Annotated in this window: 18 protein-coding genes; all 18 read right to left on the bottom strand. The window is 30.3% G+C overall.

Annotation, left to right across the window (positions count from 1 at the left end):
- Positions 1 to 28: 28 nt before the first annotated feature.
- The 18 genes from HSACCH_RS02590 to HSACCH_RS02505 all read right to left on the bottom strand — a co-directional run bounded on the left by HSACCH_RS02590 (position 29) and on the right by HSACCH_RS02505 (position 18,418).
- Complete coding sequence (locus HSACCH_RS02590; protein ID WP_005487617.1) at positions 29 to 1,189, bottom strand: galactokinase; 1,161 nt, start codon at positions 1,187 to 1,189, stop codon at positions 29 to 31.
- Positions 1,182 to 2,177: a UDP-glucose 4-epimerase GalE gene (gene galE, locus HSACCH_RS02585; protein WP_005487616.1), complete on the bottom strand. Its 996-nt coding sequence runs from the start codon at positions 2,175 to 2,177 to the stop codon at positions 1,182 to 1,184. The genes HSACCH_RS02590 and galE overlap by 8 nt, the downstream gene beginning before the upstream one ends.
- A 31-nt stretch (positions 2,178 to 2,208) precedes the next feature.
- Positions 2,209 to 3,354, bottom strand: a complete 1,146-nt coding sequence (locus HSACCH_RS02580) for an ROK family transcriptional regulator (RefSeq protein WP_005487615.1) — start codon at positions 3,352 to 3,354, stop codon at positions 2,209 to 2,211.
- A 98-nt stretch (positions 3,355 to 3,452) separates the two neighbouring features.
- On the bottom strand, positions 3,453 to 4,613 hold the full coding sequence (locus tag HSACCH_RS02575) for an MFS transporter (RefSeq protein ID WP_005487613.1): 1,161 nt from the start codon (positions 4,611 to 4,613) through the stop codon (positions 3,453 to 3,455).
- Positions 4,614 to 4,763: 150 nt separating this feature from the next.
- Positions 4,764 to 5,342, bottom strand: a complete 579-nt coding sequence (locus HSACCH_RS02570; RefSeq protein WP_005487612.1) for a class I SAM-dependent methyltransferase — start codon at positions 5,340 to 5,342, stop codon at positions 4,764 to 4,766.
- A gap of 290 nt (positions 5,343 to 5,632) precedes the next feature.
- The gene (phnE, locus tag HSACCH_RS02565; protein WP_005487610.1) at positions 5,633 to 6,433 is read right to left on the bottom strand and encodes a phosphonate ABC transporter, permease protein PhnE; all 801 of its coding nucleotides are present in this window, start codon (positions 6,431 to 6,433) and stop codon (positions 5,633 to 5,635) included.
- A gap of 26 nt (positions 6,434 to 6,459) precedes the next feature.
- The gene (gene phnE, locus HSACCH_RS02560) at positions 6,460 to 7,263 is read right to left on the bottom strand and encodes a phosphonate ABC transporter, permease protein PhnE (RefSeq protein WP_407635724.1); all 804 of its coding nucleotides are present in this window, start codon (positions 7,261 to 7,263) and stop codon (positions 6,460 to 6,462) included.
- The gene (gene phnC / locus HSACCH_RS02555) at positions 7,214 to 8,071 is read right to left on the bottom strand and encodes a phosphonate ABC transporter ATP-binding protein (protein ID WP_005487606.1); all 858 of its coding nucleotides are present in this window, start codon (positions 8,069 to 8,071) and stop codon (positions 7,214 to 7,216) included. The genes phnE (HSACCH_RS02560) and phnC overlap by 50 nt, the downstream gene beginning before the upstream one ends.
- 162 nt (positions 8,072 to 8,233) lie before the next feature.
- Positions 8,234 to 9,190, bottom strand: coding sequence for a phosphate/phosphite/phosphonate ABC transporter substrate-binding protein (gene phnD, locus HSACCH_RS02550; RefSeq protein ID WP_005487605.1), 957 nt, complete (start codon positions 9,188 to 9,190; stop codon positions 8,234 to 8,236).
- 218 nt (positions 9,191 to 9,408) lie between these two features.
- Positions 9,409 to 9,873, bottom strand: a complete 465-nt coding sequence (locus tag HSACCH_RS02545; RefSeq protein WP_005487603.1) for a hypothetical protein — start codon at positions 9,871 to 9,873, stop codon at positions 9,409 to 9,411.
- 96 nt (positions 9,874 to 9,969) lie between these two features.
- Positions 9,970 to 10,758: a fumarylacetoacetate hydrolase family protein gene (locus HSACCH_RS02540; protein WP_005487602.1), complete on the bottom strand. Its 789-nt coding sequence runs from the start codon at positions 10,756 to 10,758 to the stop codon at positions 9,970 to 9,972.
- A 24-nt stretch (positions 10,759 to 10,782) separates the two neighbouring features.
- Positions 10,783 to 11,565, bottom strand: a complete 783-nt coding sequence (locus HSACCH_RS02535) for an inositol monophosphatase family protein (RefSeq protein WP_005487600.1) — start codon at positions 11,563 to 11,565, stop codon at positions 10,783 to 10,785.
- Between the two features lie 63 nt (positions 11,566 to 11,628).
- Entirely contained in the window at positions 11,629 to 12,072 is a 444-nt protein-coding gene (locus tag HSACCH_RS02530; RefSeq protein WP_005487599.1) for a GNAT family N-acetyltransferase, read from the bottom strand.
- A gap of 34 nt (positions 12,073 to 12,106) precedes the next feature.
- Positions 12,107 to 14,230 (bottom strand): EAL domain-containing protein, encoded by a 2,124-nt coding sequence (locus HSACCH_RS02525; RefSeq protein WP_005487597.1) that lies wholly within the window; start codon positions 14,228 to 14,230, stop codon positions 12,107 to 12,109.
- A 173-nt stretch (positions 14,231 to 14,403) separates the two neighbouring features.
- Complete coding sequence (locus HSACCH_RS02520) at positions 14,404 to 16,296, bottom strand: bifunctional 2',3'-cyclic-nucleotide 2'-phosphodiesterase/3'-nucleotidase (protein ID WP_407635719.1); 1,893 nt, start codon at positions 16,294 to 16,296, stop codon at positions 14,404 to 14,406.
- A 107-nt stretch (positions 16,297 to 16,403) separates the two neighbouring features.
- Complete coding sequence (locus HSACCH_RS02515) at positions 16,404 to 16,691, bottom strand: hypothetical protein (protein ID WP_005487594.1); 288 nt, start codon at positions 16,689 to 16,691, stop codon at positions 16,404 to 16,406.
- Positions 16,692 to 16,784: 93 nt separating this feature from the next.
- Positions 16,785 to 17,438, bottom strand: coding sequence for a hypothetical protein (locus HSACCH_RS02510; protein ID WP_005487592.1), 654 nt, complete (start codon positions 17,436 to 17,438; stop codon positions 16,785 to 16,787).
- 107 nt (positions 17,439 to 17,545) lie between these two features.
- On the bottom strand, positions 17,546 to 18,418 hold the full coding sequence (locus HSACCH_RS02505; RefSeq protein WP_005487591.1) for an aldose 1-epimerase family protein: 873 nt from the start codon (positions 18,416 to 18,418) through the stop codon (positions 17,546 to 17,548).
- Positions 18,419 to 18,481 lie beyond the last annotated feature (63 nt).

Genomic DNA, 18,481 nt, shown 5'->3' with positions numbered 1-18,481 from the left:
TGTTTGCTTAGGAAAAATAATAATATATTTATAGTTTTCTGGCTCCATTTCCAGGGTTACTAACATAAACTTCAGGTTCAATACCTGTTTTTTCTTTATATTTCACTTTAATAGTATTTACAAAGTCTTCAAGCTTATCTTTTTTGACTAAATTAACAGTACAACCACCAAAACCAGCTCCTGTCATTCTGGCTCCTGTTATATTTTCAGCAGCTGCTAGATCAACTAAAATATCTAATTCCTTACAGCTAACTTCATAGTCTTCACTTAAACTTCGATGAGAAGCATACATTAGCTTACCAAATTTAGACATATCATCAGCTTGCAATGCTTTTTGGCTCTCTAATACTCTTTCATTTTCACTGACAACATGATGTGCTCTTTTATAAACATTTACTGCAAGCTGATCCTTATGTTTTTCAACAGTTTCTAAATCAAGATCTCTTAAAGCGGTAATCTCAGAATTTTCTTTTTTAGCAAAATAATCTACTGCCTGATTACACTCATTACGGCGTTGATTATACTCAGAATCTACTAAACCTCTTTCCACTTTAGAATTACAAATAACTATTTGATAATTATCATTTTTAAATGGTACCAGCTGATAATCATTTGTACGACAATCAATTAGAAGGGCATGATCTTTTTGACCGAGACGAGAAATATACTGATCCATGATTCCACACTGAACTCCAACAAAATTATTTTCAGCTCGTTGAGCCAGCAGGGCCATCTCCACTCCATCCATTTTAATTTTATGAAGATCAGTAATTGCTAAGGCAGTCACTACTTCTAAAGCTGCAGAAGAACTTAAGCCCGATCCCTGTGGAATATTACCAGTAAACATCAGATTAAAGCCCTGCAGCTTTTCTCCTGATTTCTGAATCTCATCAATAACACCCAGCAAATAATTGGCCCAGACATTTTCTTCATCATATTTTAAGTCATCTAAACTATATTCTACCATTTGATCATAATCTAAAGAATAGAATTTAACTTTTCTATCAGGTCTTAACTGAATCAGCATAGTAATTTCTTTTTCTATCGCCATTGGCATCACAAAACCATCATTGTAGTCTGTATGTTCACCTATTAAATTTACTCTTCCTGGAGCAGCATAAGCTCCACTTTCTAAATCAATATCTTTAAAAGTTATTCCAAACTTATCCCATAATTCTTGCTTATTCATCATTAGTTCTCCTTTCAAATCCGCCTGATTTATGCCACTGCCAGGCTGTAGAAATTATTTTTTCTAATTCAGTATACTTAGGCTGCCAGTCTAATTCTTTTTGAATTTTATCAGAACTTGCAATTAATACTGCTGGATCTCCAGCTCTTCTCTCAGATATTTCAACCTCAAAATCACGACCAGTAACTTCTTTTACTGTATCAATAACTTCTTTAACAGAATATCCTTCTCCACTCCCAAGATTATAAATTGAACTTTCTTTTCCTTCAGCCAGAGCTTCTAATGCCAGCAGGTGGGCTGCTGCTAAATCATTGACATGAATATAATCTCTAATACAGCTGCCATCATTAGTTGGATAATCATCACCAAAGATATAGATTTTATCTCTAATTCCTAAAGCTGTCTGCAGTACAATTGGAATCAAATGGGTTTCAGGATCATGTGCTTCTCCAATTTCACCTTCTGGATCGGCTCCTGCTGCATTAAAATAACGAAGTGAAGCATATTTAAGACCATAAGTATCATCATATCTTTTTAAAGCCTTCTCAAAAAATAATTTACTTTCTCCATAAGTGCTTGTGGGTTCAGTTTTATTATTTTCCTTAATTGGAATTTCATCTGGTTCACCGTAAACAGCTGCTGTAGAAGAAAAAACAATGTTTTTTACATCATTATTAATCATTGCTTCCAAAAGATTAATACCATTTGCAAAGTTATTCATATAATATTTACCCGGTTTTTCCATAGACTCCCCAACTAAGCTGTCAGCTGCCAGATGAATTACTCCTTCTATTTCATCTTCCTTCATTATTTTATTTAATAATTTTTTATCTGCTAAATCACCTTCTATAAACTTTCCTCCAGTAACAGCTTCTTTGTAACCTTTTTGCAGATTATCCAGAGTAATAACTTGATGCCCTTCTTTAAGCAGGGCTTTTAAAACATGACTTCCAATATAACCCGCTCCACCTGTGACTAAAATATTCATGCTTTGCCTCCTTTAAATTTAATAAAAATATTTAATTTATCATTTCAAAAAAATTATTTAATACTTTTTCAGCTGCACCTACAGCACCAGCAAAATCTTTATAAAAAGCTGTTGTTATTTTTAAATCATCTGCTATCTGATTTAATGTATCTTCTGTGATTATTTTATGTAGTTTTTTTAATAACAGCTGATCATATTCAGCAAATAAGCCTCCTATTATAACAGCTTCCGGATTTAAAATATTCAAAATATTTGAAATAGCCCTTGAAAAATATTTTAGAGCATCATTAACAACTAATAATGCTTCTTTTTCCCCAGCTTGATAACGATTAATTATTTCTTTAAAAGTAATATCTTTAATATTGTTTAGCTTTTTATATCTCAAAATTATACTTTCTTTAGATGCCAATGATTCTAAACAACCATTTTTGCCACAATGACATTTAGGTCCCCCATCTTTTACTTTCATGTGACCTAATTCTCCAGCTGCATAATTATTACCATAATGAAGTTTAGATTTGAAAACTAGAGCAGATCCGATTCCTGAGCCAGTATTAATAAAAACAAAATCATCTCTCCCCTGCCAAATTTCTCCGGCAGCCATCATTCTAACATCATTATCTATAAAAATTGGATAATTAAATTTTTTTGCTATAACTTTTTTTATATTTATCTTATCCCAATTAAAATGAGGAGTAAAAATAGAAAGTCCTTTTTCCGGATCTACTAAACCATGTATACCAAGACCTATACCAATAATTTTAGTTGAGTCTTCAAGCTGATTTTGATATTTTTCTATTAAATTAAAACTAATTTTTTTATATTCTTCAAAATCATGACTTTGAACTTCGATCTGATCATCTGCTATAATTTTTGCTTTTAAATTTAACAAAACTGCTTTAACGGAATCAATTCCCCATTCAATTCCAATTACAAAGGCACCCTTAGACTTTAAATTTAAAAGCATTGGTCTGCGGCCACCTCTGGATTTTCCAACAGCTGCTTCTTGAACTAGTTCATAACTAATTAATTCCCGGACTATGTTAGTTACTGTAGCCCTAGAAATTTTTAACTTATCCGCGATTTGGGATCGTGAAATACCATCTTCATTTTTAATCAATGAAAGTATATTTTTCTGATTTTGTTTTTTCATATTTTTAAAACTACCTTTTTCCATCATCAGTCACCCATTTCTTTGTTAATTAATTAAATTAACTAAGTTTATTATAACATTATTTATTTATCTAGTAAAGAAAGAATTTTTGAAATATAATATTAATTAACTGTTTTATTAGTTATCTGCTTTAAATAAAATGTAATAACCAAATCTGCTATGAGTGAAATTATTAAAATGAAAAATCCAGCTTTAAGACCAATAAAATCATTAATGAACCCTATGACCCAGCTAGCAAGAACTGTAGAACCAATCATCCCAGCAGTTTGAGCAAAGCCAACTACTTTAATTCCACTACTACCAAAGCTATCTAAAATTGCTGCCTGAGCAGTAGGAACTTGTGCTGCAAGGAAAATACCTGAAATAGAAATTAAAATAGTAAAACTTCTTCCTCCTATTAAAGCAAGGGTGATTAGCAGTGCTGCAGCTCCAGCTGTATATATAATAAAATTAAAATAGCCTACTTTTTCTACCATAAAACTTGCTAAAAGCCTGCCGATAGTAAATGTAATAAAAAATAATGCTATGTAAAAACTAATTTCTAAATCTGTTCTGCCTTCTACATCTTTTAAAAAAGGTGCTAACCAGGTGACTATAGAAAATTCAACACCTATTTGTAAAAATACTATTAAAGAAAATAAAATAACCCTTATATCTTTAAGAAGTTCTTTGGTGCTTTTCATTGTTTTATTTTTACTGGCTTCAATTTCAGGGATAACTGCAGTTTTAAATTCAATAAAAATAATAACTAATAAAATAATAGAAAATAAAAAAGAATGAGCCCAGCTAAAACCAATTTTTATAACTAAAGTTACAAAGTAAGGAGCCACAATACCGCCAAGACCATAAAATAAATGCAGCAGATTAATCATCTTACCCCTATTTTTACTATAAGATATTGAAATAAGATTTACTGAAACAATATTTAAAAGAGTTAAACCTGATCCAAGTATAAAAAAGGCCGCTGTCAATGTATAGTAATTTATTGAAAAATAAATAGCAAGCAGTGCTAAGCTATTATAAATCATACCGTAAAAAAGCAATTTTATTAATCCAAATTTTTCTATTAATTTCCCACTTATAAAATAAAGAAACATTGCTCCCATAGAAATAAATGATAATAAGATACCAAGTCGACTGTAATTAAGACCATAATCTTCTATTATATAGGGCCCAACCTGAGCTCTTAAATTATTAACTATTCCGTTCATCATCATTATTGTAAAAGCTAATATCATTAAACGTTGTTTGTTTTTTATCATCTTTATCCACCTTAGTTTATATATTTAGGATGTTTTGTTTTTCTTATATTAAATCATCCCACAAAATAATTAGAAGGTCAACAAAAAAACCTCTCTTAATCAAAAGAAAGGTCTTTTAAATAAATATATATTAAATTTTTTCTATACTTATTATATTTTTCGACCACTAATTAAATATGAGTTATAATCTATATTTTCGATTTCAATGTTTTTTATATTTCTCTGCTCTAACATTGATTTTAGATGCTCACTTTTTACACGATGATGAAGTGGAGGACCTTCTTCTCTCTTAGCTGGATCCCATTCTATAAATACTACTTTGGAGCCTTTCTTTAAAAAACTAAAATAATTATTTAAAAACTTTTCTTTTTCTTCTACTTCATGGAACAAATAAGCAAAAAGCATAAAATCAGCTTTTTGATTTAAGTTTGCATCATTATCCTCACTTTTTACAATCTCTATTCTGTCAGTTAAACCAACCTGTTGGGCCCGATATTTCAGATCTAAAAGCATATCAATTTGAACATCTACAGAATATACTTTACCTGAATCACCAACAATTTCAGCTCCGGGTAGAGAAAAAAAACCATTGCCGGCTCCAACATCTATAAAAATATTTCCTTCTTTTAAATCTAATTCTGATAAAAGTTCAGCAGGTTTTAAACTTTTAAGCCTTTTTTCTGTAAATAGTTTTTTCTTTTTTGATGAATGAAATCTTTTACCTGTCATATAATCACTCCTATCTTATTTAATCCAAACAAAATATAATATTTATAAAAACTAATAATATTCTATTTATCGAAAAAATTGTTTTAATTTCTATTATTAATTATATCTGAATTTTAAAAATTAAAAAGTTAAAGACCCTACAACTATAAATATTGTAAGGTCTTTTACGAATTTATATTAAATTAATAAAATCTATTTTCACTGCTAATTAAAAATATATAATTTAAAAATCCCAGTAAGTTACTTTTTATTTGCAATTAACTTCAGTATTATATTTAAAAACAACTTATTTAAATAATATTTTTTCTGATTTTAGCTGAAAATAATTCAGAAACAAGTACCAGTGATAAAATCATCATAAAAATTATTACTGCATCAGGCCACTTAAGCCCTAAAATTGCTTCATTTAACTGTAAGCCGATTCCACCAGCTCCTACAAGCCCCACAACTGTAGATTCTCGAATATTAATATCCCAACGATAAACTGCTGTACCAACAAAAGAAGGAAAAACCTGGGGCACTACTGAATAAATTAAAGTAGAAAATTTCGAAGCACCAGTAGCTTTAACTGCCTCTACCTGGTCTTTATCTATTTCTTCTATACTTTCATAAAGTAATTTTGAGACAAAACCAATTGATCTTAAAGAAATTGCTATGATACCAGCCAGTACACCTGGCCCCAATATAATTACTAAAATTATTGCCCAGATTAGAGAACTAACTGAACGAGATGTTACAATTATCAATAGAGCTAACTGCCTCAAAAGCGGATGAGGACTCGTGTTTTCTGCAGCTAGAAAAGCTACAAATAAAGAAAAGATTATAGCTGCAATTGTTCCTAAAGTAGCAATTGTAATTGTATCCCAGATAGGTCGTAAAAGATCTATAAAATAAGGCCAATTTGGTGGGAACATTCTAGCTAATAACTTTATAGCCTGTTCGGCTCCATCATAAACAAAGGGCCACATTGTACGAGCTGAAATAATATTCCAACAGTAAATAAAAAGCCAGATACCAGCTGCCCAAAAGATCATCTCTTTAATAATTCTAAGAATACCTTTTAACTGCCAGTTATAATTATTTGTTTTCATTGCAAAACTCCTTTCTATATTTAATTTTATTTCATTTTTTTTCTAATAAAAGAGGAAAATATTTCTCCCAAAAGTACTATCCCGATCATTACAATTAAAATAGCAGAAGCTGAATCAAACTCATAACGGTCAAAAGCTGCATTTAAAGTTGTACCTATCCCTCCAGCTCCAACAACTCCAATTACTGCTGAAGCTCTAAAATTAATATCAAGTCTATAAACTGCTAAACCAATAAAACGGGGTAAAATTTGTGGAAATATAGCATAAGTCATTAATTGAGGCCAGGAAGCTCCTGTAGCTTTAACCGCTTCCACCTGGCTCCAGTCTATATCTTCAATTTCTTCTGCCAGTAATTTTGCTAAAAATCCAATGCTGCTGAAGGTTAATGTTAAAACCCCTGCCATTGGTCCAAAACCAATAATAACCACGAAAAAAATTGCAATAACTACTTCTTGAAAACTTCTGGAAATAACTATCACCGCCCGAGATAAATAATAAACAGGCTTAGGAGATATATTTTCTGCTGCTCCAAAAGCAAAAGGAAGCGAAATTATAATTCCAAATACAGTTGCTATATAAGTCATTGTCAAACTCTCGACAATCCCATCAACAATTGAATCCCACCGAGAAATAAAATCTGGTTTTAAAAAATCTCCAAAATATTTCTGACTTCTGCTTAAACCGAGTAAAATTCTCTGGGGATCTATTCTAAGAGAAATAAAAGTAAAAATTAAATAGGCAGCAATTAATAAAAAAATTATAATTCTTTTGTTTTTACTTTTAATTAGATGCGGACGCTGCCAGCTGTATTTCACTTTGTTCTCTGTCAGCAAAATCATTACCCCCTTTAAGAGAAGTATTATTCTCTTTTATATTATTTTCTTTATTTAAATTGTCCCAATCTTCTTCTCCATAAATTGTAGTTAAAGTGTCTTTATTTAACTCTAAAGGACTGCCGTCAAAAACTATCTCACCATTTCTCATTCCAATAATTCTACTGACATATTCTCTTGCAAGCAATACATCGTGAATATTAATTAAAGCGGCCAGATTTCTTTCTTTCGCCATCTCTGTTATTAGTCTCATTATCTGTCTTGCTGTTTTAGGATCAAGACTCGCTGTTGGTTCATCAACTAAAAGTAAATCAGGATCCTGAATTAGTGCTCGAGCGATTCCCACCCGCTGCCGCTGCCCACCAGATAAATGATCAGATCTTTTATTAATATGTTCTTGAAGCCCCAGCCTTTCTAAAAGCTGATAAGCCTGATTAATATCTTTTTGTGGAAATTTGCGCAGCCAGGCTCTCCAAAAAGATACATAACCTAATCTTCCTGATAAAACATTTTCCATAACTGTTAATCTTTCAACTAAGGCATATTCCTGAAATATCATACCCATTTTTCTTCTTTTATTTTTTAATTCTTTTTTATTCAATTTATTAATATCTTGATCTTGTAAAATTATTTCTCCTTCTGTCGCTTCAACAAGACGGTTAACACAGCGAATTAAAGTCGATTTGCCAGCACCAGAGGGACCAATTACAGCTGTAATCTCACCTTTTTTTAACTCTAAATTAACACCTCGAAGTGCCAGATCTCCTCCGGGATATTCTTTATGCAAATTACTTATTTTAAGCAAATTTTTCACCTCTCTATTTATATTTATATAAATACCGGGTACCTGAAAATATTCAGATACCCGGTACTATTAAAAAGCAAAAACAGCTAAGTGATAGCTGCCTCTGCCACCCCAACTTTAAAACAATTTTATCAATAATTATCTATATTAATTTATCATTTATTACTTGTATTCTACTCCGTTTGCTTTATCAATAGTTCTAATAACTTCCCAATATGTTTTATAGTCAATTGGAATAAACTTATCGTCTTCAAACTCTTCCTCTAAGCTTGTTCCAGCCCAATCAAAAGTAAAAAATGCTTTTTTAATCTTTTGAGCAAGACCAGGATGTAAATTATTCACATAAGAGTATGCAGTTGTAGGAAAAGTTTGAGACTTATAAATTGTCTTAATCTCTGACATATCAATTGCTCCACTGGCATCCATTCTTTTCATTACAGAATTTGCAATTGCAGCAACTTCGTAATCTCCATTATAGACACCCATAATTGAGTTATCATGACGCCCACTAAATGTAGTTTCATAATCTTCACCAGCTACATATCCCATCTCAGATTTTAAAATTGCAGATGGTGCTTTAAAACCAGAATTAGATGTTTGAGATACGAAAGCAACTGTTTCTCCTTCTAAATCTTCCAATCCACTAAGTTCACTATCTTTTTGAGTAATAATTTCCATCTCATAACCAAAGCTACCATCTTCCGCTGCCATCATTGCAAATGGGACAACTCCTGCAGTATTTACAGCAAAAGGAACACTCCCCGTATTGATACCTGCAATATGAATTCTACCTGCTCTTAAAGCTTCTAACTGAGACGCATAATTTTCTACTGCGTAAAACATAACTTTTTTTCCTGTTACTTCAGCTAAATGATCTAAAAAGTCTGACCAAGCAGTCTTATAGACTGAGGGCTCTTCTACAGGTGTATAAGAAAAAATAATTGTATCAGGATTAATCCATTCAGATTCATCCGCAGGTAAGTCAGCAACTAAGTCACCATCATAGTCAACAAATTCTGCCGCTAAATCACCATGGTTTAAGTCCGATGCCATTACAAATCCACTCAATAATAAGACTGAAAGAATTAAAATAGCAAAAATCGCTCCATATTTACTCATAAATTATTACCTCCAAATATTTTTTTGTTTTCCGCTTGCAAATACTATAATGACATATCAAAGTTACAGGAGTATTTCTAAGATGTTAAATAATTGTAACTAACTGTTAATAAAAGGTAAATTATTTTAAAAATAAAAAAACCGTTCTTGTATTCTCTATGCAAAAAAAAATTTACAAAAGAATTAGCAAAAACGGTTTAATTTCATATTTAATTGTTTTATTCTTGTGAATCTAAATTATCTTTAATTACTTTTTCCCAAACCTGCATATTATCTAAATACCAAGCAGCAGAATCTTTTTGTCCTTGATTATTATTAAAATCAACTTTTAATAATTTTCTTTTTTTTCTTTTTCCTAAAAATGAATCTACTCTTTCAATATTTTCAATATCATCTAAAGAAATAACTAGACTCTTTTTAGGTATCCATCTAGAAAAATGTAACTCGTCTGCTGTCAAAAGCAAAGAACCATTACCTCTAATCTGAGATCTACCTGCAGATTTTTGCCCAAAAAAATTAACTTTTTTACTAAAATATATAATTCTATCCTTATGATAATTTGCAAATAGTTCTTCTGCCCTTTTTCTTTTAACATAAGCAATAAGCTTATGAATAGTATAAAAAAGGACTGCTAAGAGAATAGGGATTAACAAAATAAATGTTTTCTGATTGAAAAACTGCATAAATTACCTCCCTAAAGAGCTTTTTAAAATCTATAAGTTAACCTCTCTCGTCAATAAAGTAGCTTGAATGGAGTTTTTTTACTATTTTAGACATTATTAAATTTCTTTTTTAACTATATTTTTTAAGCTTCCTATACCTTCAATTTCTATATTTATTTGATCTCCTTCTCTTAAAAATATTTTTTCTTCTCTGGCAAAGCCAACTCCTTCTGGAGTCCCAGTTAAAATTACTGTGCCTGGTAAGAGAGTCATATTATGTGACAAATAGCTTACAATCTGAGCGACATTAAATATCATATCTGCTGTATTTGACTGCTGCATTTCTTTACCATTTAAAATTGATTTGATGTTTAAATTATCAGGATTTAAATCAGTTTCAATCCAGGGGCCCAGCGGACAGAATGTATCAAATGATTTTGCTCTAGCCCACTGTTTATCTAATTTTTTCTGACAATCACGAGCACTAATATCATTAGCACAACTATATCCCAAAATATAATCATCAACTTCCACAGTTTCAATATTTTTAGCTTTTTTAGAAATAATAACTGCAAGCTCTGCTTCGTAATCGACCTCATTTGGAGCTAATTTAGGTAAAATTATCTCCGAATCTGGGCCAGTTAAACTACTTGTTGCTTTTAAAAAAACAAGAGGTCTCTCAGGTATTTCAGCCCCAGTTTCTAATGCATGCTGTCTGTAATTTAAACCTATTGCAATAATATTTGGAGCTTTAATTGGGGCTAAAAGTTGAACTTCTTCCAATTTTGCTGTTTCTTTCCCAACAGAAAAATCCGAGAAAAGATCTCCCTGCAGCTTAAATATTTTATTCCCTTTTAAGATTCCTCTTTTAACCTCATTATCTTTCTGATATTTAATAATTCTCATCTACTGCTCACCTACTTATAATTTTTATAAATATATATCTTCTATAATTTTTCTGAGCTCAGAAACTAATTCTTTACTGCCAGCTATTAAAAGTGGCGCTCCTTCTATCTCGGATTGATAAACTTTACCTCCTGCTTCTCTCACTAATAATTCACCTGCGGCATAATCCCATTCTTTTAACTTAAACTCCCAGAAAGCATCTATCCGACCACTAGCTACAGAAACAAGATCAAAAGCTGCACTCCCTGAACGTCTAAGTCCTCTAATTTCTTTTAATATTTTATTAAAAGGAGCCAAATTATCAATTTTTGATTTATTTTTATCATAAGGAAACCCAGTTGCAATTAATGAATGTCTTAATGCAGTTTTATGAGAAATGTTAATTGCTTTCCCAGATTTATAAGCTCCTTTACCTTTAATTGCTGAATATATTTCATCAAATTCGGGTATATAAATAACTCCCATTACAACTTCATTCTTATATTTTAAAGCAATAGAAATACAATAAATCGGATAAGAACTCGCATAATTATTACTTCCATCTAAAGGATCAATAACCCAGGTATAGTCACTTTTTTTATCTTCGAACTTATTTTCTTCGCCCATAATATTATGTTCAGGATAATTATTTCTTATTTTGGCTCTTATCATATCTTCACTTAATAAATCAATTTCTGTAACTAAATCACTCATTGTACTTTTAGTATTAATTTTAAAATTATTTTTTCTTAATTTCTGTTTTTGCATTTTACCGACGTTGATAGCCATTTTTTTTGCAAGAACCACTGTATCTGCTAAATTTATCATATTAATATTACACCCCCAACTATAATTTAAACTCAACTTAATTCTATCAAAAACTCTCTTTAATTACAATTTATAAATCATCTCATAATGAGGGATACCATCTTCTAAATATCTATCTGAAACAATTTCAAAACCAAGATCCTGATACATTGCGAGTATATATTCTTGGGCAGATAATTTAATATTTTGTGAATCAAAATTTTCTTTAATAAAAGATATAGCTTTTTTCATTATTTTTTTAGCTAGACCATTTCTCCGATATTTATAATTTACCAGTACTCTGCCAATAGAAATTTCTGGATGCGCTATTCCTGCAGGGATTATTCTTAAATAAGCAGCAATTTCATCCTGATCCTGGTAAAATAAATGATAAGAATCTTGATCTTTATTGTCACACTCTTTATATGGACATTTTTGTTCAACAACAAAAACATCAACTCTAGCTTCAATTATTTTATATAGTTCTAAATTGCTTAGCTCAAAAAATTTCTTAATCTTTAGTTTCATAATTAACTCCTTCTTAAACTTATTAATTAACTTTTCATTTCTCAAAATATTTTTCTACTTCAACTGCTTTTTTGGGTTTGGAAAAATAATATCCCTGATAATAATTACAGTTATTATTAATAAGAAACTCAAGTTCTTGCTGTGTTTCTACTCCTTCAGCTACTACTTCCAAGCCCAAATTTTTACCCATTACAATAATAGTTTTGACAATTTTTAAATTATTATTATTATGTACAAAAGATTTATCAATTTTTAATTTATCAAGTGCAAAACGATTTAAATACTCTAAAGACGAATAACCTGTCCCAAAATCATCTATTGAAACTAAAACGCCTAATTTTTTTAATTCATTTAAAACCTCTACTGTATAGTTGACATCTTTAATTACAGTTCTTTCAGTTATCTCAAGCTCCAAATATTTCGCTTCAATTTGATGTTTCTGCAAAAGTTGTTCTATTTTTAAAGCAAAATCATCTTGTTGAAATTGCTGTGGCGCTATATTAATAGATATCAATAAATTGTTATAGCCTTTATTATGCCAAATTTTAAGCTGTTTTAAAGCCGCATCTATGATCCATTCCCCGAGTTCTAAGATCATACCAGTTTCTTCTGCTAATGAAATAAATTCCTCAGGTGAAATTCCACATTCTCTAAATTTTTGACATCTTATTAAGGCTTCAACTCCCACCACTTTATTTGTTTTACATTCTAATTGTGGTTGATAATGGAGTTTGAATTCTTTGTTTGAAATTGCTTTTCTCAATTTGCTTTCTAAATTTAGTTTGCCAGATAACTGTCCTAACATTGAATTATTAAAAAACTTTATCTTGTTTTTGGTATCCACAAAATGAAGGGCTAATCTTGATTTCCTGATTAATTCAGAACAGCTTTCCTGTTCTTTATTGACAGCAATACCCAATTCGAAATTTAAATATATTAAATTACCCTGAATTTCATATGGTTTTGAAAGACTATTCAAAATTTTTCTGGCATATTCTTTGATTTCTGCCTGTGTTTTATTTGATTTAAAATAGAATATAAATTCATCATTTTTACGTGCTATAGTAGTTTTTTTAAATAAATTTTTATTTAAACGTTGAAAAAGTTCCTCTAATATTTCATTTCCTTTTTGATAGCCATAGTTGCTATTTATTAAGTTTAAATTGTCTGTGATTAAAGTAAAAAGATAAATATTTTCTGATTTATTTCGGATTTTATTTAAACTTTCGGACAGATGATTTTCTAAAAAACACAAATTGGGGAGGCCAGTAAGTGGATCATTATAGGTTAATTTTTCTATTCTGCTAATCATTTTATTAAAACCTGAAGCTAAACTCCCAAATTCATCTTTACTGCTGGTATCTAATTTAAATTGAAGCTGTCCTTTTTCTACTCTTTTAAAAGCAGCCAGTATTTTTTTGAAATTTGAATTTATATATTTTGAAATATCAAATATTATCAAAAATATAATTGAAATAATGATCAAAAATGTTATTAAAAGAAGGTAAATAGTTTTATTTCTTATATTAAAAATTTTATTTATTAACTGATCCACAATACTATAATAACTACTTTGATAACCACCAGCTCCAATAAACATATCAGTACCTTCTATTCTTTGAATATACCCATATTTAGTTTCTATTTCATCAGTGTTCGGATTAATATAGGGATAACTAATCCTACCTCCATCATTATTTTTTACGATATTTATTATTTCAACCATTAATTTTCTATCCTGAATTTCTAAATCCATTCTATTATGGCCTTCTAAACCGGGATTAGGTGGCAGAGAAATTGTAGTTCCCTCTAAATCATATATATAATAATAATTATTAACTAAATCAGAATTTTTATTAAAGTCAGCTATTAAATTTCTAAGCTCTGATTCTGTAACATTTCTCCCAATTATGTTTTTTCCGGTTGAATAAAAATTATAAATTTCAGATAAAATTTCAGCTCTTGATTTGACAAGAGTCTCATATTTATCATATTCTCTTTCTAATAATTCTTTTTCAACTAGAGATTGGTTTTCTGCAGACAGATAATTGAATTGATAAATAACTATTGCCAACAGAAAAATCATAGCTATTATAAAACTGACCCCAATTCCGAGCAAAATTTTATTTTTTATTGAAAGATTTTTGATTAAATTCATATTTATCTCCTATAAGTTTCAAATTTAAATTATTTATTATATTAGAAATGATTTTATATAAAATGATTATATCAGAAAAGAATAATTTTATAAAATATAAAACTAAAAAAACCCCTCTCCAATTATTATCAGAAAGGGGCTTGAATAAATTATTATTTATCTTTTGTCAATACTTAGTTATTTAAATTTGAAACATCAAGTTTATACACTCCCATACCATTTTCATCAGTCTCAACAAAGGATATATTAGGAATCTCATATTTTTCAATATAATCCATTGCTTCAGGATGAGAACGGAAAGTTACATCACCAGCAGTATCAAATGAACTAATACTCCAGTTATAATCTGGTTCTGGGTTAATTGTGCCATTTTCTTCAATATAATTCATTATAATCTCTCTGTTAACCACACCACTAGGAGCATAAACTGGATCTTCTTCTACAGCTGGTGGAAAATCTCCACCTCCACCGGCACGATAGTCATTGGTCACAATCAGGAATTCCATATCTTCAGTTAAGGGCTCTCCCTGGTAGCTTGCATTAACAACTCTATCTCCTATTTCCTTGGTTACATCTAACTCATATTCAATTCCATCAATCACATCAAAGTTATAAGCTGAAAATTCAGGATTAAGTAATTCCTGTGTTGATTCTAGATTAGGATCTATTCTATTAAAGTTCTCAGCACTTCTTTCTAACCATTCAATTATTTGCTCTCCATTCATCTGCATTACCCTGATCTGATTATCATAAATATAAATGTCAGTTACATCTCCAATTGTTACTCCACCTTCCATAACTTCAGTGAAGTAATCAGCATCTTCTCTGCCAGCTCTAAATGGTGCAGCTGCAGAAAGTATTGGTAAATCAGAATATTCGCCTTCTGCAAATTCTTGCTCTGCCCACCAAAGCTGAGCATCATTAATTACTTGAGTTACAGGAGAATCCATTACTCTAGATAGATAAGAAGTGATGTCTCTTTCTGTATCTCCAATTGGTGTCCTCACATACTCAATTACCTTTTCGTGAACATCATTTGCAATTTCTTCAATTTCAGGATGAGATTTTACATTTTCATCAACTACTCTATGACGAACCTGATGATCTAAAACTTCCCAACTACCTTTATTTTCTTCAACTTCTAAATCAATAATGCCTAGAGCAGATCCCCAAGAGCCTGGCATAACTGTTGGTACACCAAATATTGTTCCTGCTTCTGCATCAACCCCCTCTAAATCAGCATAATCATCAGGAAAGACCCCATGATGATGTCCTGTAATTAAAGCATCCACTTCATCCATTTGTGCTATATAGTAAGAAGCATTTTCACGGGCATCATAAGAATCTACCGGTGAATCACTGATTCCAGAATGAGATAAAACTACAACCAAGTCAGTCTTTTGAGCCAATTCTGGAATTACTTTTTTAGCGGATTCTAAAATATCTTCAATTATTATATTGCCTTCAAGATGATCTTTACCCCATAACATTGATTGTGGTGGTACAAAACCAACAACACCAATTCTTAGATCCTTACCATTTATGTTCTTAGTTATAATTGTATAAGGATTAGTGTAATACTCATCTTCATTATTTGCAAGCTTTATATTAGCAGATACAAAAGGAAAATCTGCTCCAGCAATTGCCTTTTCCAAATAGTCCATACTATAATCCTGCAGCTCGTGATTTCCGATTGTTGCTGCCTCATAGCCTGCATGATTATAAGCTTTAATTATGGTCTGAGTTTCATCTTCAGTAATAGGCTCAATTTGATATTCATAAAGCCCAATTAAACTTCCCTGAATTAAATCACCATTATCAAGCAGAAGAGTATTTTCATTTTTAGCTCTCTCATCTTCGATTAAAGAATAAATTTTAGAGAAACCAATAGTTTCATCAACATTGTCTTCCATATAATCATATGGCATTAGATATTGATGAACATCCGAAGTCGCCATTATACTTAGAGTTTCGGCTGCCATCATCGAAAATGAAAAACTAAAGATTAAGATTAAAGCTAAAAATAATGTTAAATATAAATTTTTTCTAGTTAACAATTTAACCACCCCTTTTAAATTCTAAGTTAATTTTATTAAATTCAAAATATTATGTCAAATGTTTGTAAAAAAACCCCTTTCCATTTTACAAGAAAGGGCTTTGAATTAAATTTAAATTAATCATTCTTTTTATTGTTTGAATTTTGCTTATTTTTTTCTTTTATAGCTTTAGACATTGTTTTCTTTAAAGTTTTCATAATATCTTCTTCACTATCAACGCCCATCACAATTATATCTGGACTACCTCCAAAGAAATGATTAAAGATCTCAAATAGTAAAATACCAGCTAAGAGAGCAGCTAATGCTAACTCAAGTCCAAATCTACTATAAACCAAGGCAAAACTTAAAGCAGAAATGAAACCAATTATATATGATAATTGATTCCGATGCTGGGTAATAAACATTGAGAGAAGATCCTTTAAAACTTCTAATTTCTTACTGATAATATCACTTCTCCTTTTTCTTTTCTGACTAAGTAAATAATATCAGTGTTTATTTTAAATGTCAAAAACGAAGATATCATTATAATTATCGGTTTTTATCTCTCTTTTATGTGAAATAGAATTATTTAAATTTTTTATAAAAACTGAAAGCCATTTTGCATATAGATTATGCATTAAATCTAAGTCAACATCTGTCTGCTGCCAAAACTCCTGATGCAGCTGCCCTTTATGTTTCCAAATTATTCTATTTTTTTCTTTAACTACTCCTGATAAGCGATCACAAGGCATTCTTTCTACAAAATGCTCATTAATAATTTCAAAAGCATCTTCTAAATTAAATTCTTCTACACTATCTCTTTTTTTAGCTTTATCTGCAAGTTCTTCTGCCTGAGCAGAATAAATATCAAAAAGTAATTCCCTGTCTTCATATTTCTTCATTAACGCAGCTACAACAGCTGCCTCTCTACTCTGGGCATCCGCTACAGCTGCTTCCAGCCAGGGGTGAATATCACTGCCGGCAATTAATTCAGCCAGAGCTTTATCCTCTTTTAATTCTCCATACTGCTTACGATAAGGAGAAATTAGAGCATCAACCTCCGAGGCTGAATATTCATCGCTAAATCTTTCAATAATTTCTTCTTCTCTTTTTTCAACTATCTGAATTTGATTATATAACCACATATGAATTGGACCTAAAAATGCACTCATTATCATATCTCCTTTTTTATAAATATACTTGATTATTCTTCTCAAGTAATTATAGCATCTTTAAAAAAAAGTTTATATGATATGCATCACAAAAAACAAACCCAACTCTAATCTATTATAATAGTATAACTTGAGTCAAAATGATCTCCAGCTTTTAAATCTTTAATGCCTTCTTTTTCTATTATTTTACCACTGCTGTCAACTGAATCTGCAATTCCATGCCAAGGTTCAATACAAATAAAAGGTGCCTCAGCTGATTGTGACCAGATTCCTAAATAAGGAAATTTTTTAAATTTAATTCTAATTTTTCTTTCGGATTTACTGCTTTTTAAAGTGATTTGTTCGGATTTTAAATTTTTAAAGACTAAAGCATCATTCTTGAAAATATCTGGTGTTAATTCCAGTATTTTTTGGTTGTCTAAAATTGGCTCTGTTTGATTATTTAAGAGACCCGCTTCCAGCAGATATTTTGCAATCTTTTCTTTTTTTTCGAATTCCAAATAATAATCCTCTTTTTTCTCATCTTCATTAAGCGGCCAATAAAAAGCTGGATGGGCTCCTATAGAAAAATACATCTTCTTTTGATCTTGATTAAAAATCTTATACCCAACTCTAATTAAATTTTCATTCAAGGTATATTTGATTTCTAGCCGAAATTCAAAAGGATATTTGTTTAATGTCTCTGAATTTGCTTCTAAAGCATAGGTTATAGAATTATCGGTCTTTTCTACCAGTTTAAACTCATTATCTCTGGCAAAACCATGTTGTGTCATTTTATATTCCTGATTATTATAAATATAGCTGTCATCTTTGAGACGACCAACAATCGGAAATAAAACTGGCGCAGTTCTTCCCCAATATTTTGAATCTCCATGCCATAAATAATTTTTATTATCTTTTTTTAAAATTAATTTTTTCATCTCTGCTCCCAGACTATCAACTTTAAGCATAATTTCTTCATTTTCTAGTTTAGAAATCATATTTAATTCCTCCAAACTTAAATCAATTTCTGGCTAAAAATAAACAATTAAAATGATACCCCA

The organism is Halanaerobium saccharolyticum subsp. saccharolyticum DSM 6643, assembly GCF_000350165.1.
Lineage (GTDB): Bacteria > Bacillota > Halanaerobiia > Halanaerobiales > Halanaerobiaceae > Halanaerobium > Halanaerobium saccharolyticum.
The sequence above is the reverse complement of the archived record's forward strand: the minus strand, read 5'-3'. Positions and strand labels throughout refer to the sequence as shown.